This window comes from Nonomuraea angiospora, from assembly GCF_014873145.1.
Classification (GTDB): domain Bacteria; phylum Actinomycetota; class Actinomycetes; order Streptosporangiales; family Streptosporangiaceae; genus Nonomuraea; species Nonomuraea angiospora.
Map to the genome: position 1 here is coordinate 9116450 of NZ_JADBEK010000001.1, position 20085 is coordinate 9136534.

Here is a 20085-nt window from a genome sequence, read left to right on the forward strand (position 1 = left end):
CGTGAGCCGCCCGCCCGCCCGGCCGAGCGCCGAAGAGATCGAACGCCTGCTCGTCGGCTCGCCGGCCCGATTCACGAAAGAGCAGGTCACGGCCAAGGCCGGGGTGTCGCAGGAGCTGGCCGAGCGCATCTGGCGGGCGCTCGGGTTCGCGCAGCGGGCCGACGGCGCCGTGGCGTTCACCGACGCCGACGTGGCGGCGCTGCGCCGGGTGCGCCGGATGCTCGACGGCGGCCTGCTCGACGAGCAGACCGTCATCCGCATGGCCCGCGCGCTCGGCCAGACCACGGCCCGGCTGGCGCAGTGGCAGGCCGAGATCATGATCGGCGCGATGCTGCCGACGGAGCCCTCCCAGGACGACCTGGCCAAGGTGCTCGGGGCGGCGCAGGAGCTGATGCCCGACTTCGAGCAGGTGCTGGTGCACGTCTGGCGGGCCCAGCTCGCCGCCGCCGGCACCCGGCTGCTGGCCATCGCCGACGGCAACGACGAGCTGGTGCCGACCCGGGTGACGATGGCGGTGGGGTTCGCGGACCTGGTCTCGTTCACCAGGCGCAGCCGCGAGCTCGACGAGAGGGAGCTGGCCGAGCTGGTCGAGGGGTTCGAGGCGCGGGCCTCCGACGTGGTGGCCTCCCACGGCGCTCGGCTGGTCAAGACGCTGGGCGACGAGGTGCTGTTCACCGCCCCGAGCCCGGCCCAGGCCGCGGGGATCGCGCTCGACCTGGTCGAGTCGGGCGTCGAGCTGCGCGTCGGCCTGGCGTACGGGCCGGTCCTGCCCACCATGGGCGACGTCTTCGGCACCACCGTCAACCTGGCCGCCCGGCTCACCGCCATCGCCCGGCCGGGCACGATCCTGGTCGATTCCGCGCTGGCCGAAGGGCTGGAAGGGTTCGATCTGCACAAGATCAGGCGCCGGCCCGCGAGAGGGCTCGGCGTGGTCCAGCCCTATCTCTTGCGGAGATCATCCTCCTGACACAAGATGGCTGGCATGCCGTACGAAGTGCAGGGCGTCGTCGCCCGGGCCAAGGGCCAGGAAGTTTCGCTCGAGACGGTCGTGGTGCCGGACCCAGGTCCCGGCGAGGCGGTCGTCAACGTCCAGGCCTGCGGGGTCTGCCACACCGACCTGCACTATCGCGAGGGCGGGATCAACGACGACTTCCCGTTCCTGCTCGGCCACGAGGCCGCGGGCGTCGTCGAGGCGGTGGGTCCGGGCGTCACCGAGGTCCAGCCCGGCGACTTCGTGATCCTCAACTGGCGCGCGGTGTGCGGCCAGTGCCGCGCGTGCCTGCGCGGCCGCCCGTGGTACTGCTTCGCCACCCACAACGCCACGCAGAAGATGACGCTCAAGGACGGCACGGTGCTCTCGCCCGCGCTGGGCATCGGCGCGTTCCTGGAGAAGACGCTGGTCGCCGCGGGCCAGTGCACCAAGGTCTCCGCCGAGGCGCCCGCGCAGGTCGCGGGCCTGCTGGGCTGCGGCGTCATGGCGGGCATCGGCGCCGCGATCAACACGGGCGGCGTGACGCGCGGCGACTCGGTCGCCGTCATCGGCTGCGGCGGCGTCGGCGACGCCGCGATCCTGGGCGCCTCGCTGGCCGGGGCCTCGAAGATCATCGCCGTCGACGTGGACGACCGCAAGCTGGGCTGGGCGCGCGACTTCGGCGCCACCCACACCGTCAACTCCCGCGAGAGCGACCCGGTCGAGGCGATCCGCGACCTGACCGGCGGCTTCGGCGCCGACGTGGTCATCGAGGCGGTGGGCCGCCCCGAGACGTACAAGCAGGCCTTCTTCGCCCGCGACCTGGCCGGCACGGTCGTGCTGGTCGGCGTGCCCACGCCTGACATGACGCTGGAGCTGCCGTTCATCGAGGTCTTCGGGCGCGGTGGCGCGCTGAAGTCCTCCTGGTACGGCGACTGCCTGCCCTCGCGCGACTTCCCGATGCTCATCGACCTGTTCCTGCAGAACCGGCTGCCGCTCGACAAGTTCGTCTCGGAGACGATCGGGATCGGGCAGGTCGAGGAGGCGTTCGCGAAGATGCACCGCGGCGAGGTGCTGCGTTCGGTGGTGACGTTCTAGATGATCGACAGGGTCATCACCTCGGGCACGTTCTCGCTGGACGGCGGCACCTGGGACGTCGACAACAACGTCTGGCTGGTCGGCGACGCCCGCGAGGTCGTCGTCATCGACGCCGCCCACGACGCCGCGCCGATCGCCGAGCGGATCGGCGGGCGCACGGTCAAGGCCATCGTCTGCACGCACGCGCACAACGACCACATCAACGCCGCCAAGCCCCTCGCCGACCGCACCGGGGCGCCCATCCGGCTGCACCCCGCCGACCAGGTGCTGTGGGAGCAGCAGTACGGGGCCGCGGTGCCGTACGAGCCGCTGGCCGACGGCGAGAAGATCGAGGTCGGCGGCATCGCGCTGGAGGTCGTCCACACCCCCGGCCACGCGCCCGGCGCGGTCTGCCTGTACGCCCCCGACCTGGGCGCCCTGTTCAGCGGCGACACGCTCTTCAAGGGCGGCCCCGGGGCGACCGGCCGGTCCTACAGCTCGTTCGACACGATCATCGACTCGATCAGGGGGCGGCTGCTGACCCTGCCGCCGGAGACCGTCGTGCACACGGGGCACGGCGACTCGACCACGATCGGCGCCGAGGCGCCGCACCTGGAGGAGTGGATCACCCGAGGTGGATAGCCTGATGTGGCCGACCTAACATAGGCAAGCCTTACCGAAGTGGGGTAGCTTAGGTGTGCCTAACCTAAAGGCGCCCCCACTTCGCTTGCGAGAGGCCTGTCCTGGAATGTACGTGTGCATTTGTCGTGCTGTGACCGAGAACGAGGTGCACGACTGCATCGCCTCCGGGGCCAAGAGCGCCAAGCAGATCCGCGACACCACTGGTGCCGGTGGTGACTGTGCCCGATGTGTACGGAAGATCTGTGCAATCCTGAAACGGTCTGAAGAACTGACGACCGCATAGCGAGGGTCCCGTTTCATGCAGGGCGACAAGCAGATCATCGAGTTGCTCAACGAGCAGCTGACCGCCGAGCTCACCGCCATCAACCAGTACTTCCTGCACGCCAAGATGCAGGAGAACTGGGGCTACACGAAACTCGCCGAGCACACCCGCGCGGAGTCGATCGACGAGATGCGCCACGCGGAGCGTCTGACCGATCGCATCCTCTTCCTGGAGGGCCTGCCCAACTACCAGCGCCTGGGCACTCTGCACATCGGCCAGACCGTGGAGGAGCAGCTCAGGGCGGACCTCGAGGTCGAGCTCTCAGTCGTGCAGCGCCTGCGCCCGGCCATCGCGCTCATGCGCGAGAAGGGCGACATCACCTCGGCCCGGATCTTCGAGGAGATCCTGGAGGACGAGGAGGAGCACATCGACTATCTGGAGACGGAGCTCAGCCTCATCCGCAGCCTGGGCGAGCAGCTCTACCTGGCCCGCTACGCCGAGCCGCCCTCGTCCGACGACTGAGCGGCCCTGTGGCAGCGCGGGCGCCCCGTCCCCGGACGGGGCGCCTGCCTTTCACCGCCAGAGCCACGCCTGCTCTCCCGTGTCCCTGCACGTCCACTGGATGATCCACTTACCCTTCTTGCGCTCGCCCTTGCCGACCGCCAGGCACAGGCCGGTGGCCCGGTTGCGCAGGCGCTGCAGGTCGTCGTAGATCCACTCCTGCTCGATCCCGCCGTCGGTGCACGGCCACTGGATCGCGTACTTGCCCTTGACCATGGAGCCGCGCGCGATCGCCAGGCACATGCCGGTCTTGGCGTTGACGAGCTTGCGCCCCTTGTAGATCCACTGCTGGTCCTTGTTGTCGGAGCAGGTCCACTGGATGACCTTCTTGCCGGCCTTGACCTCGCTCTTGCCCACGGCCAGGCAGAGGTCGGTGGCGCCGTTCATCAGCCGTCCGCTGGCGCCCGCCGAGGCGGGGACGGCGGTCAGGGACAGCGCGAGGGCGGCGGTGGCGGCGACGGCGAACATTCTGGTGGGGGTGGCGACCACGTCAGTGACCCTTTCCGTTGAGGTATTGATCACTGAGACGCGTGCGATTCCCGTTTTGTTGTGAACTTTCAGCTTTGGGGCGAGCAGTCGGCGACGGTGCTGTCGGAGATGATGTCCTCGTACACGCCGACCTTGTAGGTGATGAGGTCCAGGCAGCGGTTGAGATCGCTCATCTGGCGCAGCACGCGCTCCCGGTGCTCCAGCATGATGGTGAGGCGCTCGGCCTCGTTCCCGGTCCCGCTCCTGACGAGGTCGGTGTACTCCCGGATCGCGGGCAGCGGCATCCCCGAGGCGCGCAGGATGATGCAGGTGGTCAGCCAGTGCGCGTCCGCCTCGCTGTAGATCCGGCGGCCGCCCGGCCCGCGGCGCACGGGATTGAGCAGGAGGCCCTCCCGCTCGTAGAAGCGCAGCGTGTGCACGCTCAGCCCGGTGAGTTCGGCGAGCCGGCCGATGCTGATCTCCGATGGCATGCCGCCCAGGATACGATTCGGGCCTTATCCGCCGAGAATGGTGTACGTCGTCCCGGCCTCGGCGTCCCAGCTCAGCGTGTCCCCGGAGCGCCGCGGGCGCGCGTCGCCGGACACCCGGCAGCGTCCGGCGAGGTCCGTCCGCACCGTGATCGGCCCTGAGCGCCCCGCGTGCAGCGTGATCCGCTCGGCGGCGCCGTCCCGCCAGGAGACGTCCACCGTCACGTCGCCCCGGGCGCGCAGCCCGCGCACGGACCCCGTGGGCCAGGCGGAGGGCAGGGCGGGCAGGACGTGGATCGGCGACCTGCCGCCCGGGATGCAGGCCGAACAGGTGGGACACGTGCCGATGCGTGTTCTCCGGGTCGTCACGGTCGGCCTTCCACTCCTGGAGCTGCCCCCAGGACCCGATCCGCAGCCCCGGGTTCAGCTCGGCCAGCGCGTCGCGTACCCGCCCGCCGAACTCGGCGTCCCCCAGGACGTCCGCGGCCTCCGCCACGTTCGTGAACAGGTCCCGGACGATCTGCTGGGACATCGACGCCCCGGCCGAGGCTGCCCCAGCGCGGCCGCCACCTCCTCCGGCGTCATCCGCCCGTCGCGATCCAGCCTCTCCTGGACCCCGGCCAGCGCGTCCGGCCGGGGAGCGGTCCAGTCGCCGAAGTCGTAGCCCTCCCGCGATCCCGGGCCGCCCGTCCACAGGCTCTTCTCGTTGAACTGGAGCCGCTCGGTGCCCGTCCCGCCGAACACCATCGCCCCGAGCGCGCCGTTCCCGAGGGGTAACGCCTGCGTCTCCCAGTCGGTGGCCGGCCGGTCGTACCAGAGGGTCAGATCAGTCACGGGGGACAACGTTAACAACATTATTTTTCGCGTCTGGCGGGGGGCCGGGGGGGCGCCATTGCTTTTGTTTCCCGGTAATCGCGGTAATTTAATCCCGACTAACCGATATTTAGCTGCGTTTGCCCAGGTCAATGGATAGGTCAACTGCGAGTCAAACCGCGCGCTGTGCCCGGGAAACGATCGCTTAAGGTCCTACGATCGCTTCATGACCTGCGTACTTCTCGCCGAGGATGACACCTCGATCTCAGAGCCGCTCGCGCGTGCATTGCGCCGTGAGGGCTATCAGGTCGAGGTGAGCCCCGACGGCCCGCAAGCCCTGGAAAGGGCGCTGTCGGGCGGCATCGATCTCATCGTTCTTGACCTTGGACTGCCCGAAATGGACGGTTTGGAGGTGGCTCGTCGCATCCGGGCCGAGGGCCACGGCACTCCGGTCCTGATTCTCACCGCTCGCGTCGACGAGGTGGACACCGTCGTCGGCCTCGACGCCGGGGCGGACGACTACGTGACGAAGCCGTTCAGGCTGGCCGAGCTGCTCGCCCGGGTACGGGCGCTGCTGCGGCGCGGCACCTCCGAGACTCCGGTCGTCCAGGGCGTGCGTATAGACGCCGACTCCCGCCGCGCGTGGATGGGGGAAAAGGAGCTGCATCTGACGACGAAGGAATTCGACCTGCTGCGTGTGCTCGTGCGCGACGCCGGAAAGGTGGTCACGAGGGAGCAGATCATGCGTGAGGTCTGGGACACGAACTGGTGGGGTTCGACCAAGACCCTCGACATGCACATCTCCTGGCTACGCCGCAAACTCGGCGACGACGCCGCGAAGCCGCGTTACATCACCACCGTCCGGGGAGTCGGCTTCCGGTTCGAACGCGAGTAGGAGATGCGCCGCCGACTGCTCTCCTCAACCCTGGTCGTCGCGGTCATCGCGGTCCTGCTGCTGGGGGTCCCCCTGGGTGTCGTCGTCAGCCGGCTGATCGTCGACGAGGCGGCTCAGGAGCTCGGGGCGGAGGCCAAGCGCCTCGTGGGAGAGGTCGAGTACGCCCGCGTTCAGGAGACGCCGCTCGACCCCCAGCAACTGGAGCAGAAGTATCCCGGCAGGTACATCCAGATCTGGGAACGCGGAACCCCCCTGCGGGTGACCGTGGTCGGCACCGCTCCGCCGTCCGGTCACCTGATGACCGAGGACGCCCAGACCAACACTGGCGTCTATGTCCGCATAAGTCGTGATCGCGACCAGGTCGAACAGGACGTACGGGCCCGGCTTCTGCTCATCGTGGCCCTGGCCGTCGCCGCCCTGGCGGTGGCCGTGAGCCTGGCCGTCGTACAGTCCCGGCGGCTGACGCTGCCGCTGCAGGACCTGGCGAAGATCGCCGAGCGGCTGGGCTCCGGAGACGCCCGGCCGAGCAAACACCGCTACGGCATCCCCGAGCTCGACCGGGTGGCCCAAGTGCTCGACCGCAGCGCGACCCGCATCTCCGACCTGCTCACCCGCGAGCGCGAGTTCGCCACCGACGCCTCCCACCAGCTCCGCACCCCCTTGACCGGTCTCACCATGCGCCTGGAGGAGATCGTGTCCGCGGCGGACGAGCCGGAGGTCGTACGGGAGGAGGGCGAGGCGGCGATCGTGCAGGCGGAGCGGCTCACCGCCGTGATCGACGAGCTGCTGGCGGCGGCCCGGCGCCAGCGCCACGCCCAGGCCGAGCCGGTCGCCATCGACGACGTGATCATCCAGCAGATCAGGGAGTGGGAGCCGGTCTTCCGGGAGGCGGGGCGTACCCTGCGGCTCGAAGGCGCCCGCGGCCTGAAGGCGATGGCCACCACCGGCGGCTTCGGCCAGGTGATCGCGTCGCTGCTGGAGAACTCCCTGCGACACGGCGGCGGCGACGTCACCGTCACCTCGACCAGCGGCGACAACTACGTGGTGATCGAGGTCGCGGACGAGGGGCCGGGCATCGCCGACGAGATCGCCCCGAAGATCTTCGAGCGGAACGTGAGCGGCGGCGGAGGCACCGGCCTCGGGCTGACGCTCGCCCGCGCGCTGGCCGCGGCCGACGGCGGCAGGCTGGAGCTGGTACGGCGCCGCCCGGCGACGTTCGCCATCTTCCTGCGCCCGGCCGAGGACGACGGGGCCAGGACGCGGGTGGTCAGCGGTCCTGCTTGATCCCGGCCTCGGGCAGCTCCATCGGGATGGGCTCGGTGGCCTCCAGGAACACCCACTTCTTGTAAGACCAGTAGCGGAACAGCGTGCCGAGCCCGACACCCACGATGTTGGCGATGTTGATGCTGAGCGCGTCGTGCCGGTCGAGCGTGTACGTGGTGAAGCCGATCGTCAGCATGCCGAACAGCAGCGCGATGCCGTTGAGCAGGAAGAACAGGAAGTATTCGCGTCCCAGGCCGCTCTGATCGCGGTGCCGGAACGTCCAGAAGCGGTTGCCGATGTAGGCGAAGGTCGTGGAGATCGTCGTCGCCACGACCTTGGATGTCAGCGGCCCCAGCCCCAGCACCACATTGCAGAGGTTGAGGAGGCCGAAGTCGATCAGGAAGGCGACGGCCCCGATGCTGCCGAACTTGGCCAGTTCGTGTGCAAGGGAGGAGAACCGCTCGTAGAGGCGTCTGGCGAAGTCCACGTCTCTGCTCGGTCCCTTCCTTCGACGAGCCTGACTCAACTCAGCGTACCGGCCGCCCTGTAGGGGCGAGGTCAGGCTGGTGAACTTACCACTTAGAAATATCGCCCTATGACCGGCATTTGCGACAGTTGGGCATTACGCTGCGTTGCACCTCGCCCGTAACTGGGCCCGTAACTGGGCCCGCAAGTGGGCCCGTAACCGGCAAAGCGGGCGGAGCGGAGCGCTGGGCGGTCGTGCCTGCGAAGGCAACCCGGAACGGCCGCCCAGCCCGGGGCGTCCGGGAAAGTCGTTCCGTCCCGGTAAGCTCACCTGGCGTGAGTTCCTACAGCCCCATCGGGCCGGTCGTCGGCATCGTCGGCGCAGGCCAGCTGGCCAGGATGTCGCAGCCGCCGGCCATCGCGCTCGGCGTCGAGCTGCGGGTGCTGGCCAACACGCCGGAGGAGAGCGCCGCCCGCGTGATCGTCGACACGCGCGTCGGAGACTACCGTGATCTGGACGATCTGCGCGAGTTCGCCAAGGGCTGCGACGCGATCACGTTCGACCACGAACACGTGCCCACCGAGCACATCCGGGCCCTGACCGAGGCCGGGCACTCCGTGCACCCCGGGGCCGATGCCCTCGTGCACGCCCAGGACAAGGCCGTCATGCGCGAGCGGCTGACCGCGATCGGCGTGCCGTGCCCGGCGTGGGCGCGCGTGTCGTCGCCCGAGGAGGCCACGCGCTTCGCCGAGCGGCACGGCTGGCCGATGGTGCTGAAGTCGGTGCGCGGCGGCTACGACGGCCGCGGCGTGTGGGTGTGCCGGTCGGCCGAGGAGGTCGCGGAGGCGTTCGCGACCGGGGTCGAGCTGCTCGCCGAGGCGTTCGTGCCGTTCGAGCGGGAGCTGGCGGTGCTGGTCGCCCGCTCGCCGCACGGGCAGGGCGTCAGCTACCCGGTCGTGGAGACCGTCCAGCAGGACGGCATCTGCGTGGAGGTCATCGCGCCCGCTCCCGGGCTGGACCCCGAATACTCCGCGCAGGCGCAGCGCATCGGCCTGAAGATCGCCCACGAGCTCGGCGTGACCGGGCTGCTCGCGGTCGAGCTCTTCGACACGCCGAACGGGCTCGTGGTCAACGAGCTGGCCATGCGCCCGCACAACAGCGGCCACTGGACCATCGAGGGCTCGACGACGTCGCAGTTCGAGCAGCATCTGAGGGCGGTGCTGGACCTGCCGCTCGGCTCGCCCAAGATGACCGCCCAGGTCGTCGTCATGGCCAACCTGCTCGGTGGCGAAGAGCCCGACCTGTTCAAGCGCTACGAGCACGTGCTGGCCCACGATCCGGGCATCAAGCTGCACTTCTACGGCAAAGAGGTGCGCCCCGGCCGCAAGATCGGCCACGTGACGGCCCTCGGCTCCAACCTCGACGAGGTGCGCGCCCGCGCCCGCCACGCCGCCGTCTACCTCACCACCGGGGAGTACACGTGAGAGAGCGAAGCGAACGAACAATGAGACACAGCAGCATCCCGATGCTCACGATGCCGACGAAGGCGGCGTCGTGAGCATCGGGATCGTGATGGGGAGCGACTCCGACTGGCCGGTCATGAAGGCCGCCGCGGAGGCGGTCGCCGAATTCGGCGTGCCCTTCGAGGCGGACGTGGTCTCGGCGCACCGCATGCCGACCGAGATGATCGACTACGGCCGCCAGGCCGCCTCCCGGGGCCTGCAGGTGATCATCGCCGGGGCCGGGGGAGCCGCGCACCTGCCCGGCATGCTGGCCTCCGTCACGCCGCTGCCGGTGATCGGGGTGCCGGTGCCGCTGAAGTACCTCGACGGGATGGACTCGCTGCTGTCGATCGTCCAGATGCCCGCCGGAGTGCCGGTGGCGACGGTGGCGGTCGGCGGGGCCCGCAACGCGGGGCTGCTGGCCGTACGCATCCTCGCCGCGTCCGACCCCGGGTTGCGGGAGCGGATGGAGGAGTTCCAGGCGCGGCTGAAGGAGCAGGCGTACGCCAAGGGCGAGAAGCTGCGCGCGGAGGCCGCGAACCTGGGGTCGTGATGGGGGTGCGCCTACGGCGGCCGGCGGCTGTCGTAGGCGGGGGATCGATCCGTCAGGGGCGGGCATCAGGGCCAGTGCCAGAAGCCGCGTCAGGGGGCATGTGCCAGGGGTGGCGTCAGGGGCGGCCGAGGGCGCGGTAGTGCCATCCGGCGGACCGCCACGTCTCGGCATTGAGGGCGTTTCGCCCGTCCACGATGCGCCGGGTCGCCACCACGGCCCCCAGCTCCTCGGGATCGAGCTCCACGAACTCCTGCCACTCGGTGAGCAGCAGCACCACGTGCGCTCCGCGTACCGCGTCCAGGGCTGATTCGCCGTAGTTCAGCTCGGGGTGAGCCTCACGGGCGTTGCCGAGCGCGATCGGGTCGTACACCGTGACCTGTCCGCCCTGGTGGCCGATGGTCACGGCGACGTCCAGCGCGGGGGAGTCGCGGATGTCGTCCGAGTTCGGCTTGAACGCGGCGCCCAGCACGCCCACGGTGCACCCGTGGAACGAGCCCCCGGCCAGCTCCCTGGCCAGATCGACCATGCGGGCGCGCCGCCGCAGGTTGATGGCGTCGACCTCGCGCAGGAACGTCAGGGCCTGGTCCGCTCCCAGCTCCCCGGCCCTGGCCATGAAGGCCCTGATGTCCTTGGGCAGGCAGCCGCCGCCGAACCCGAGTCCCGCGTTCAGGTAACGTCCGCCGATCCGGTTGTCGTACGACAGCGCCTCGGACAACTGCTTGACGTCGGCGTGCGCGGCCTCGCAGACCTCGGCCATCGCGTTGATGAACGAGATCTTGGTGGCCAGGAACGCGTTCGCGGCCGTCTTGACCAGCTCGGACGTGGCGAAATCGGTCACCACGAACGGAACCTCGCCCAGCGGCTCGTACACCTCGCGCAGCACCTTCTCCGCCCGCTCGGTGCGAACGCCGACCACGATGCGGTCGGGGTGCAGGGTGTCCTGAACCGCGAACCCCTCCCGCAGGAACTCGGGGTTCCAGGCCAGCTCGGCCTGCCCACCGGCGGGCGCGAGGCGGGTGAGCTTGTCCGCGAGCCGCTCGGCGGTGCCGACGGGCACGGTGGACTTGCCCACGACCAGGCACTGGCGGTCGAGGAAGGGGGCGAGGGACTCGATCGCGTTGTCGATGTACGTGACGTCCGCGGCATATTCGCCGCGTTTCTGGGGAGTGCCCACGCAGACGAAGTGCACGTCTCCGAAGGCGGCGGCCTCCTCGTAGGAGGTGGTGAAGCGAAGGCGGCCGGATTCGAGCCCACGGCGGAGCACGGGCTCGAGCCCGGGCTCGTGGATCGGGAGCTCCCCTTGGTTGAGGCTGCGGATCTTGTCGGCGTCGATATCAAGGCCCAGGACGTCGAATCCGAGGTCAGCCATGCACGCCGCATGGGTGATGCCCAGGTATCCGGTCCCGATCACCGTGAGGCGATATGGCACGAGTGAGCTCCTTTCGATCGCGCAGGCATGCTACCGGCCCTAGCTACCACGTACGTGCCACCTGCATCTCTCCGCAAACCGTACCGAGTAGTAACAAGAAGGTCGGACCTCCCCCCACTCCAAACGGCACGGTCCTCACCGCGGGGGCGCTTCGCACCGGGGGCTCGGGCTGTGGCATTGGATGGCGCGGCCCCCCAAACCCCCAGCTAAACCCGCTTCGCCGATTACCCGAGGGACTTCGGCAAGGCCGGACATGCGGACGAATTTCTGCCCCGTATCCAGCCAGGGTCTGCCGGGGCGGAAACGACAGCCGTCGGCGGAGGTGGGCGGCATGGGGCCTGCGGGCCGTAGGTGGCCACGGAGTGTGAGCTCGGGAAGACGGGACCGGTCCGAGCTCAGTCCTTCGCCACGAGGGCGACGTCGAACCGCACCTCGACCTCATCGCTCAGCTTGAGCGCGCCGAGCAACGCCGAATACGGTCGAATCCCCCACCGGGACTGCACGATGGCCGCCGAGCCCTGTACGCGCTCATCGGCGAACAGGCCCTGGACCGTCACCAGCCGGGGCTCCCCGACGATGGTGAGGTCGCCCTCGATGTGGAACGACTCGGCGGTCCCGTCGACCCGTGTCGACCGGAAGGTGATCGCCGGATGTCGGTCGGTCTGAAGGATCTTCTCCCGGATGATTCGCTCGATGTCCGCGCGGTCGGAGTCCGTGAGCGGCTTGACGCCGCCTGTCCCCGTCCGGACCGCGAGCGAACCCGCGTCGACCTCGACGGTCAGCGAGGAGTTGGCCGGGGCGGCGGTGTCGATGGTGGCCTCGCCGCTCCAGCGGGTGACCTCGATGGTGAGGTCGTGGCCGGCTTTGGCGCCCAGCCCGGTGCGGGTCGTCTGGATGAGGAGCCGGCCGGAATCGGGTCCGAACGTGTAGCTACCAGCGGTAATGCTCACCTTGTCAGGCTAACTCGCACCACGCGCCTGCCTTGTGGCCGAGGGGTGTGTCCGCCGCCGTGGTGAAAGCTACTGGCAGGTGGTGGAGATGCCGCCGCGTCCCCAGGTGCAGCCGTCGATCTTCTTGAGGTCGCTGCCCCGGTAGAGGCCGGCCGTGTCGCCGTCGTTGTTCCAGACGTACCACTTGCGACCCCAGTACAGGGTGGTCGAGGTGTTGCTCCCCTGGCCCGAGCGTACGGTCACTGATTTGCCGGGCTTGAGGGTGAAGCTGGGGAATCGGTATTTGTAGCCGGTCTCGTCCCGCAGGATCCAGTTCTGGAGCTGGATGCTCTGCCTGCTCATGTTGCGCAGCACCGCGTATTCGCCGTTGAGCGAGACGTTGCCGCCCCGGTCGGACCCGGGCGAGTCGTAATAGACCTTGACGATCTGAACGACCGGCGTAGCGGCCTGGGCGGGGGTGCCGGCCGACGGCAGGACCACGGCCGCGAAGCCGATCGCCGCGAGGAGACGCTTGAGCACTGAGGGCTCCATATGACTAGGGATGGAACGTGACATCAGTGGGACGGCTGCCGCGACCGCGAAGTTGGCGATCATAGGCGTCCGCATCCGGCCATCTCGCGGAGGCCCATCTGTCCCTATGTCACCATGAGCCACTATTTGCACACTCTTGGCAGATCAACTACGGTCCCTGACTACTGTCAACCGTGCCTGTGTGGAGTGATCAAGTGAAGAACCGTAGAACGGGGACCGGCGTCGCCCTCACCGCAGCCGTGACCGTGGGCGTCCTGAGCTTCACCGCCGCGTCGCCGGCCTACGCGTCTCCCGGCACCCCGACTCCCACTCCTTCCCCTTCGCCCTCGTCCTCCGTCACCGCAACGCCCAAGGGGCTCTTCACGCCCTTGAAGTACCAGCTCAACCTCAAGGGCCAGCGCCAGGAGACCAACTACTTCTGCGTCCCCGCCTCGTCGTCGATGAGCCTGTCGACCTTCGGCGTCAACGTCAGCCAGTCGACCCTCGCCAAGCAGATGAAGACCACGGCCTCCGCCGGCACGAAGGGCAGGGACGCGATTCCGGTGGTCAACGCCTACCTCAAGTCGCGCGGCTACAAGGTCACGAGCCCCACCGACGCGGACGGCAACGCGGTCGTGCTCATGAACCGGGTCTCGGGCAACATCGGTGACCTGCGCCGGGCGCCGGTGCTCGCGGTGTGGATGGAGCAGCTGCCCTGGAACAAGGGCAAGATCAAGGGCACCAGGGTGGGCCACGCCATCATCGCCTACGGTTACGACAAGACGGCGGGCACCGTCACCGTGTACGACCCGTGGAAGCCGACCGGCGGCACCCACACCATCAAGGCCGCCGTCCTGGCCGGCATCCTCCAGCCGGGCGGCAACATGTACTACATCTCCAAGCTCTGAGGCGACGCGGGCGGGCCGCGCGCCCAGGGCCGGGAGCGGAAGAGGTGCGTACGGAATGAGAGGGAAACCCGCGACCGGGATGCTGCATCACGTCGAGATCTGGGTGCCCGACCTGCCGCGAGCTGTCGCGAGCTGGCAGTGGCTGCTGGAGGCGCTCGGCTACACGCTCTACCAGGACTGGGAGCACGGCCGTAGCTGGCGGTTGGGAGCCACGTACCTGGTGCTGGAGCAGTCGCCCGCCCTCAGCGGCGACCGGCACGACCGTTGCCGCCCCGGGCTGAACCATCTGGCCTTCCATGTGGCCAGCCGCGCCGAGATGGAGGCGCTGGCCGAGCGGGCGTCCGCGAACGGCTGGACGTTGATGTTCCCCGATCGCCACCCGTACGCGGGCGGGGAGCATCACTACGCCGCATACCTGGAGGACGGGGACGGCTTCGAGATCGAGCTGGTCGCGCAGGAGCCCGTAGAGCCGTAATAGGGCAGTTTGGGGTGACTTCACCGCCAGTTCATGCATATGTCAGACAACGACATTCGGTCGGTATACCGTCAGGTTTCGGTCTGATCCCTAACCGAAGACGGGTACGCAAACATGCGCAAAGTCCTGACGCTCGCCGTGGCCGCCACCGCATCGCTCGGCCTGCTCGCCGCCCCCGCCACCGCCGACGACCGCCCCCGGGAGTTGCCGGCCGAGATCTACGGCGGCGCCTGGACCGAGGGGCACGTCCAGGGGATCGCCATAGACGAGCGCAAGGGGTACATGTACTTCTCCTTCACCAATGTCCTCGTCAAGACCGACCTCAAGGGCAACCCCGTGGGCTCGGTGAAGGGCTTCACCGGGCACCTCGGCGATCTGGACTTCAACGCCAAGGACGGCCGGGTGTACGGCTCCCTCGAGTACAAGGAGCAGGAGTCGTTCTACATCGCGATCTTCGATGTCGACCGCATCACCAGCATGGGCATGGACGCCCAGACCAGTGACGTCGTCAAGACCGTCTACCTCAAGGAGGTCGTCGCCGACTACGCCGCCGACATGAACGGCGACGGCAAGTTCGACGGCAACGTGGGCAACACCCCGGACCACCGGTACGGGTGCAGCGGCATCGACGGCGTGTCCTTCGGCCCCGAGTTCGGGAAGAAGCACGGCAAGCAGCTGCTGACCGTGGCGTACGGGATCTACTCCAACACCACCCGGGCCGACAACGACTACCAGGTCCTCCTCCAGTACGACATCGAGCGGTGGAAGAAGTACGAGAAGCCGCTCACCGAGAGCGACCCGCACAAGAGCGGCCCCGAGCAGGTCGCCGGCAAGTACTTCGCCTACACCGGCAACACCACCTACGGCGTGCAGAACCTCGAGTACGACGACTACACGGGCAACTGGATGATGGCCGTCTACAAGGGCAAGAAGCCGCAGTTCCCCAACTACTCCTTCTTCATGGTGGACGGCCGCGAGCGGCCCAAGGAGGGCGACATCGTCGGGCAGCCGCAGCCCGAGCGGGGCCGGCTGCTCACGCTGGCGCCGGGCGGGCTCCAGCACGAGGCCACCGGGGTCAGGGGCTGGGAGTTCGGCGGCGAGTACGGCCTGATCTCGCTCGGCGGGGGGCGCTACTACGTGTCCAAGTCCGGGACCATCACGGACGGCGGAGTCAGCAAGTACACCGGCCACGCCCAGCTCTTCCGCTGGACAGGCCAGACGCCGACCCCGTTCGAGAAGGTCGGCTGACCGCAAAGCTGCCAGCGGGTGGTCAGTAAAGGCTGTTATGGTCGGTCCGCATCTCCACGAACTCGCAAAGAATCCTGCATGGGAGGGTCATGCGGACCACAAGCAAGATCGCGGCCTTGCTGATCGGAATGACGGTCCCGGTGGCCGTGGTGGCGCCCGCGGCCGGCGCGCAGGCGCGTCCGGCCTGGGTGGCCTACCACGGCCTCACCGCCGAGCAGAGCGTGGCGCGGGTCAAGCAGCTCAGGGACCAGGGCTTCCGGCCGATCACGGTGAACGTCTCCGACGGGGAGCGGTACGCGGCCCTGTGGGTCAAGGGCGGCTCCCCGGCCAACTGGGGCATCTGGCAGGGCATGTCGGCCGAGGAGTACCAGCAGCGGTTCGACCAGGGGCTGAAGGAGGGGGCGCAGCCGGTCTCCGTCTCCGCCACCGGGCCGAGGGACGCGCCGGTGTTCACGGCCGTCTTCGAGAAGCGGCGCGGGAAGTTCTTCGCCCGGTCGAACCTCACCCCCGCCCAGTTCGCCGCCGCCAACAAGCGGGCCACCGCCCAGGGGCTCGCGCTGACCTCGGTCGACGTGTACGGCACCCCGGACGACCCGCGGTACGTGGGCGTGTGGACGGTCAACCCGGGCGGGGCCTGGTACTACACGTACGGGAAGTCCAGGCAGCAGCACGAGGCCGCGTTCTACGCCAAGAAGAAGCAGGGGTTCCGGCCGGTCAGGGTGGCCGTGGGGCCCGACGGGACGTACACGGCGGTGTGGCGCAAGGACGGCGTCAAGTCCTGGGCCCACTACGTCGACATGACCTCCTCCGGCTACCAGAAGCGGTTCGACGACCTCAGGGCCAAGGGGCTGTCCCCGGTCCAGGTGAACGCCGAGAACGGGCTGTACGCCGCCATCTGGCAGTGAACGGACGTCACGGGGCCTGGAGGATGCGGACGTCGCCGGAGCCGCTCACGGCCCTGATGGTGTTGGGGCTCTTGGCGTCGTTCCTGAGCTCCGAGTGCTCCGTGCCGTCCGCGCTGCGGGCCGTGATCGCGTAGGCCGCCCTGGGCACGGTCGCGGTCACCCGGCCGTCGCCGGAGCGCAGGTCGAGGGCGGTGGGCGGGCTGGCGAACGCCACGTCGATCGCCCCGTCCGACGTCCGGCACCGGACGCTCGGCGACTTCAGCCCCTCGCCCGTGATCGGTCCCTCGCTGCGCAGCCGCAGTCTTCCCGCGGTGCCCGACACCTGGATGCGGTCCCGGCTGACCGCGTCGACGTCCTGGGCGAGGCCGTTCAGGATGACGCCGTCGTCGGCCTCGACCGACAGCGGCACGCCGGGCGGGACCTTGACGTGGTAGCGGGCGCCGCAGTCGCCGAAGACCATGTTGCAGCTCGCGCTCAGGCGAAGGGTGCCGTCTCGCAGGGACCAGGTGGCGTTGCCGTCGTCGGCGGCCTTGCCGCGTACCCACCGCTCCACCTCGACGCGGCCCCCGGTGCCCTGCAGGACGCGCACGCCGCCCAGGGAGGAGCTGATCTTCAGCGCGGTGCCCGTGAACGGGAACGACTGCGCGGTGTGGACCTCCTCGGCGTCCAGGTCCACCTTGCACCCGGTCAACGCCAGCGCCGCCGCCAACGTCACCCCTGTCGCCACGACTCGCCTCATGGAGATGCTCATGACGACGATCGTGGCCGAGCGCCGCCCGCCCGCCATCGACCGTCCGGCCGAACACGGGCGGGCCGCCATCGGCCTTTCGGCCAGAGAACGCGCGCTCAGGCCAGAGAAGAACGACAATCAGCGCGTCAGGCCGGAGAGCGGGCGTCAGAGGGCCGACAGCAGGGCCGTGACGTGCCGCAGCGGGTCCGGGCCCAGCGGCCGCACCGCCACCGTGGCGGCCCCGGCCGCCCACAGCTCCTTGACGTGCTCGGCCGCGGCCTCAGGGGACCCCGACGCCATCGCCACCTCCCCGGGCGCGACCCCGAGGAACCCGGCCTGCCCCGCCACCAGGTCACGGGCGCTCTCCGGGACCTCGGCCCCGGTGTTGAGGAAGGAGAAGACCACGAGCTCGTGATCCGCGGAGCCCCCGATCCGCTCCAGGATCCCGGGCAGCTGCTCGGGTCCGACGCCCTCGGGGATGATCGTCCCCTGGGCGACCCGGCCCGACAGCGCGAGCGAGCGCGGCCCCTTCACCCCGGCCAGCACGGGCGGGGGCGCGGCGGGCGGGTGCACCAGGGAGACCCCGTCCAGGTGGACGGACCTGCCGTGCAGGGTCACCGTCTCACCGCGCAGCAGCGCGCGTACGGACGTGATGGTCTCCTCCAGGAGCGCCAGCGGCGACGCCGGGGCGGCGCCCACCTGGCGCATCCAGTCGCCCACGCCGTGCCCGATCCCGGCGGCCAGCCGCCCGGGATGCACCCTGGCCAGGTTGGCCAGCTCCATCGCCAGGAGCATCGGGTTGCGCAGGGGAGCGGGGGTGATGCCGATGCCGACCCGCAGCCGGGACGTGACGGCGAGCGCGGTGGCGGCCGACGAGACGCCCCCGGTCCAGCCCAGGTCCTCCACCACCCAGAGGTCGTCCACGGCCGTCGCGTCGAGCGCCTTGGCGAACGGGATCAACTGCTCGGGAGGAAGCTCCCGGTCGAACATGACTCCGAGTCTCACGATGTCCTCCAGTAATAGCGGAACAACCGGCCGACCTCCGAGTATTCAGCACGCGGGAAGGCGTCGGCAGCCGGGACGTTCGCCACGTCCGTGACGGCGACGATGCGGCGCGCGGGGCGGTACGTCAGGCGGCGCTGCCGAAGGCCGAGCGCGCCTCGCCGAGGGACTCGCGCGTCTCGAAGTGCCGGTCGAGGTTGGTGATCGCCAGCAGGTGGCGGATCATGCCGGGGGCGAGCACCAGGATCAGGCGGCCCTTCACGCGCCGGACGTGGTTGAGCGTGGCCACCAGCACCCCGAGGCCCACCGAGTCGCAGAACGGCACCTCGGTCAGGTCGACGACGAGGTTGAGCGGGTCGGCGGCGGCGATGGCCTGTTCGAGCTCGTCCCGCAGCCGGGGAGCGCCCGCCACGTCGAGGTCGCCCACGACGTGCAGCACCGTACAGGGGTCCTCGCGCCACGACCTGACCACCATGAGGCCTTCACCTGCCGAACCGCCGACTGTTATTACTGTTTCTTACATATGTTCTGCATTGCCGTTTTGGTGGTCGGAGTAACACCCGGTTTCGCGGACGGCATGGAAGTCGACTTGGATTTCGCGATCTTCGGCTGGTCGCTGCCGACGATCACCTCGATGCCCTTGACGTCGGCCTTGTCGAGCTCGGCGCCCGGGATGGCGGCGGCCACGACCTTCGCCTCGTCCTCCTGCCCCGCGCCGTAATGGATGACCGTCTTCTTGTAGTCCTTCTTGGTCGTGTTGCCGGGCTCGCCGGGGACCTTGAAGCCGTAGGCGACCAGCCCGTCCTTGGTGCGGGCGCCGAGACCCGTGATGAGCGTGCCGTTCTTGACCTTGACCGTGATGCTGCCGGGCGGGATGGCCGACGGCTTGACCGAAGGAGTGGGCGAGGGGGAGACGGCGGGCTTGCTCAGGTCCTGGTCCGCGTTGATCCTCGCGAACATGTCGCGGGCGGCCGGCTTGTCCCACAGGACCGCGGACTCGCCCGTGGGCGCCTTGAAGTCGACGTTGGACAGCGGCACCTCGGCGAAGCGCACGTCGTCGAGCGAGACGTCGCGCATCTGGGTGGCCAGGCCGAGCAGCCCGTCGTCGGGGTCGACCTTGACCGTGCTCAGCGTGGAGTTGACGAACGAGGCCAGCTTGGCCGGGTTGGCCAGGGTGTCGGCGCTGAGCGCCCGGTTGAGCAGGGCCGAGATGACCTGCTGCTGCCGGTCGATGCGGTCGAGGTCGGAGCGCGCGGTGGCGCGGGTGCGGGCGTAGCCGAGCGCCTGCACGCCCTGGAGCTGGTGGGTGCCGGCGGGCAGGTTGAGCCCGGTCTTGGGGTCGTTGATCGGCGCGGGCGTGCAGACGGTGACGCCGCCGAGGGAGTCGACGACGTCGATGAAGCCGAGGATGTTGACCTCGATGTAGCGGTTGATCTGCAGCCCGGTGGTGGCCTCGACGGCCTCCTTGGTGAGCTTGGGCCCGCCGAACTGGTACGCCGAATTGATCTTGTGTTCGCCCTTGCCCGGGATCGTCGTCCAGGTATCGCGCGGCAGGCTCACCACGGTGACCCGCTTGTGGTCCTCCGACAGGTGGATGACCATCATGGTGTCGGTGCGCTGGCCGGCCTCGCGGCCCAGCTTGAGCCGGTTCTGCTGCTGGCGGGTGAGGTCGTCGCGCTTGTCGACGCCGACCAGCAGGATGTTCTCGGCGCCGCGGGCCGCGGGCACGGTCACCCCGGCGTCGACGGTGCCGATCTGGCGCGGGGTCGCCCACACCACGCCGGTGGCGACCAGGACCCCGGTGGACAGGAACCCGGCGACGAGCACGTTGCGACGGCGCGCCTTGGCGCTCCTGACCGGCCTGCGGGGACGCGTGGGCGCGAGCTTGACGCCGCCGTAGGCGTCGCCGCCCACGAGCACACCGCCGTCCTCCTCGCCCGGGTCGCGCATCCCGTCCCCCTCTTGTCA

Annotated in this window: 24 protein-coding genes and 2 pseudogenes; 13 read left to right on the forward strand and 13 right to left on the reverse strand. The window is 69.4% G+C overall.

The features are described from left to right. Position 1: 1 nt before the first annotated feature. The 5 genes from H4W80_RS42060 to bfr all read left to right on the forward strand — a co-directional run bounded on the left by H4W80_RS42060 (position 2) and on the right by bfr (position 3473). Positions 2–967, forward strand: a complete 966-nt coding sequence (locus H4W80_RS42060; protein ID WP_192790154.1) for an adenylate/guanylate cyclase domain-containing protein — start codon at positions 2–4, stop codon at positions 965–967. A gap of 15 nt (positions 968–982) precedes the next feature. After that, complete coding sequence (locus tag H4W80_RS42065) at positions 983–2068, forward strand: S-(hydroxymethyl)mycothiol dehydrogenase (protein WP_192790155.1); 1086 nt, start codon at positions 983–985, stop codon at positions 2066–2068. Next, positions 2069–2689, forward strand: coding sequence for an MBL fold metallo-hydrolase (locus tag H4W80_RS42070; RefSeq protein ID WP_192790156.1), 621 nt, complete (start codon positions 2069–2071; stop codon positions 2687–2689). It begins immediately after the preceding gene. Between the two features lie 106 nt (positions 2690–2795). Further along, a complete protein-coding gene (locus H4W80_RS42075; protein WP_138669932.1) occupies positions 2796–2972 on the forward strand; it encodes a (2Fe-2S)-binding protein in 177 nt (58 codons plus the stop codon). A gap of 15 nt (positions 2973–2987) precedes the next feature. Next, positions 2988–3473 (forward strand): bacterioferritin, encoded by a 486-nt coding sequence (gene bfr, locus H4W80_RS42080; protein WP_192790157.1) that lies wholly within the window; start codon positions 2988–2990, stop codon positions 3471–3473. Positions 3474–3524: 51 nt separating this feature from the next. Here the strand turns inward: bfr and H4W80_RS42085 are convergent, their stop codons facing one another. The 5 genes and pseudogenes from H4W80_RS42085 to H4W80_RS64765 all read right to left on the reverse strand — a co-directional run. Beyond that, on the reverse strand, positions 3525–4001 hold the full coding sequence (locus H4W80_RS42085; protein WP_192790158.1) for an RICIN domain-containing protein: 477 nt from the start codon (positions 3999–4001) through the stop codon (positions 3525–3527). A 68-nt stretch (positions 4002–4069) separates the two neighbouring features. Then, entirely contained in the window at positions 4070–4471 is a 402-nt protein-coding gene (locus tag H4W80_RS42090) for a MerR family transcriptional regulator (protein ID WP_225963947.1), read from the reverse strand. A 24-nt stretch (positions 4472–4495) separates the two neighbouring features. After that, positions 4496–4837, reverse strand: a complete 342-nt coding sequence (locus tag H4W80_RS42095) for a glycoside hydrolase family 95-like protein (protein ID WP_192790159.1) — start codon at positions 4835–4837, stop codon at positions 4496–4498. Next, a pseudogene (locus H4W80_RS64760) lies at positions 4824–5000 on the reverse strand (glycosyl hydrolase family 95 catalytic domain-containing protein); the annotation flags it as partial. The gene H4W80_RS42095 and the pseudogene H4W80_RS64760, both read right to left, overlap by 14 nt. Before the next feature lie 38 nt (positions 5001–5038). Then, positions 5039–5323, reverse strand: a pseudogene (locus H4W80_RS64765) (glycoside hydrolase N-terminal domain-containing protein); the annotation flags it as partial. A gap of 184 nt (positions 5324–5507) precedes the next feature. On the opposite strand from H4W80_RS64765, the gene H4W80_RS42105 reads away from it, so the two are divergent. Together H4W80_RS42105 and H4W80_RS42110 are read left to right on the forward strand one after the other, a co-directional pair. Next, positions 5508–6176 (forward strand): response regulator transcription factor, encoded by a 669-nt coding sequence (locus H4W80_RS42105; protein WP_043620820.1) that lies wholly within the window; start codon positions 5508–5510, stop codon positions 6174–6176. Between the two features lie 3 nt (positions 6177–6179). Further along, on the forward strand, positions 6180–7460 hold the full coding sequence (locus H4W80_RS42110; RefSeq protein WP_192790161.1) for an ATP-binding protein: 1281 nt from the start codon (positions 6180–6182) through the stop codon (positions 7458–7460). On the opposite strand, the gene H4W80_RS42115 is transcribed toward H4W80_RS42110, so the two are convergent. Next, a complete protein-coding gene (locus H4W80_RS42115) occupies positions 7444–7926 on the reverse strand; it encodes a GtrA family protein (RefSeq protein WP_192790162.1) in 483 nt (160 codons plus the stop codon). The genes H4W80_RS42110 and H4W80_RS42115 overlap by 17 nt on opposite strands. A 314-nt stretch (positions 7927–8240) precedes the next feature. On the opposite strand from H4W80_RS42115, the gene H4W80_RS42120 reads away from it, so the two are divergent. Together H4W80_RS42120 and purE are read left to right on the forward strand one after the other, a co-directional pair. Continuing rightward, positions 8241–9389 carry a 5-(carboxyamino)imidazole ribonucleotide synthase gene (locus H4W80_RS42120; RefSeq protein WP_192790163.1) on the forward strand — a complete coding sequence of 383 codons (1149 nt, stop codon included), beginning with the start codon at positions 8241–8243 and terminating at the stop codon, positions 9387–9389. An 88-nt stretch (positions 9390–9477) separates the two neighbouring features. After that, positions 9478–9960 carry a 5-(carboxyamino)imidazole ribonucleotide mutase gene (gene purE, locus H4W80_RS42125; RefSeq protein WP_192794048.1) on the forward strand — a complete coding sequence of 161 codons (483 nt, stop codon included), beginning with the start codon at positions 9478–9480 and terminating at the stop codon, positions 9958–9960. A 115-nt stretch (positions 9961–10075) separates the two neighbouring features. Here purE and H4W80_RS42130 read toward each other — a convergent pair whose 3' ends face one another. The 3 genes from H4W80_RS42130 to H4W80_RS42140 all read right to left on the reverse strand — a co-directional run bounded on the left by H4W80_RS42130 (position 10076) and on the right by H4W80_RS42140 (position 12858). Then, positions 10076–11389, reverse strand: a complete 1314-nt coding sequence (locus H4W80_RS42130) for a UDP-glucose dehydrogenase family protein (RefSeq protein WP_192790164.1) — start codon at positions 11387–11389, stop codon at positions 10076–10078. Positions 11390–11784: 395 nt separating this feature from the next. After that, on the reverse strand, positions 11785–12339 hold the full coding sequence (locus tag H4W80_RS42135; protein WP_192790165.1) for a YceI family protein: 555 nt from the start codon (positions 12337–12339) through the stop codon (positions 11785–11787). A 69-nt stretch (positions 12340–12408) separates the two neighbouring features. Next, a complete protein-coding gene (locus H4W80_RS42140; protein WP_318787301.1) occupies positions 12409–12858 on the reverse strand; it encodes a lamin tail domain-containing protein in 450 nt (149 codons plus the stop codon). A gap of 206 nt (positions 12859–13064) precedes the next feature. On the opposite strand from H4W80_RS42140, the gene H4W80_RS42145 reads away from it, so the two are divergent. The 4 genes from H4W80_RS42145 (at position 13065) to H4W80_RS42160 (ending at position 16385) form a co-directional block, all read left to right on the forward strand. Further along, entirely contained in the window at positions 13065–13757 is a 693-nt protein-coding gene (locus H4W80_RS42145; protein ID WP_192790167.1) for a C39 family peptidase, read from the forward strand. 55 nt (positions 13758–13812) lie between these two features. Continuing rightward, complete coding sequence (locus tag H4W80_RS42150; RefSeq protein ID WP_225963949.1) at positions 13813–14232, forward strand: VOC family protein; 420 nt, start codon at positions 13813–13815, stop codon at positions 14230–14232. 114 nt (positions 14233–14346) lie between these two features. Continuing rightward, positions 14347–15480: a hypothetical protein gene (locus H4W80_RS42155; RefSeq protein ID WP_192790168.1), complete on the forward strand. Its 1134-nt coding sequence runs from the start codon at positions 14347–14349 to the stop codon at positions 15478–15480. Positions 15481–15569: 89 nt separating this feature from the next. Continuing rightward, positions 15570–16385, forward strand: coding sequence for a hypothetical protein (locus tag H4W80_RS42160; protein WP_192790169.1), 816 nt, complete (start codon positions 15570–15572; stop codon positions 16383–16385). 7 nt (positions 16386–16392) lie between these two features. Here H4W80_RS42160 and H4W80_RS42165 read toward each other — a convergent pair whose 3' ends face one another. The 4 genes from H4W80_RS42165 to H4W80_RS42180 all read right to left on the reverse strand — a co-directional run bounded on the left by H4W80_RS42165 (position 16393) and on the right by H4W80_RS42180 (position 20067). Continuing rightward, complete coding sequence (locus H4W80_RS42165) at positions 16393–17136, reverse strand: DUF4097 family beta strand repeat-containing protein (RefSeq protein WP_192790170.1); 744 nt, start codon at positions 17134–17136, stop codon at positions 16393–16395. A 144-nt stretch (positions 17137–17280) separates the two neighbouring features. Next, positions 17281–18120, reverse strand: a complete 840-nt coding sequence (locus H4W80_RS42170) for an LLM class flavin-dependent oxidoreductase (RefSeq protein WP_318787302.1) — start codon at positions 18118–18120, stop codon at positions 17281–17283. A 124-nt stretch (positions 18121–18244) separates the two neighbouring features. Then, the gene (locus H4W80_RS42175) at positions 18245–18592 is read right to left on the reverse strand and encodes an STAS domain-containing protein (RefSeq protein WP_192790171.1); all 348 of its coding nucleotides are present in this window, start codon (positions 18590–18592) and stop codon (positions 18245–18247) included. 32 nt (positions 18593–18624) lie between these two features. Further along, positions 18625–20067 (reverse strand): LCP family protein, encoded by a 1443-nt coding sequence (locus H4W80_RS42180; protein ID WP_192790172.1) that lies wholly within the window; start codon positions 20065–20067, stop codon positions 18625–18627. Between the last annotated feature and the right edge of the window lie 18 nt (positions 20068–20085).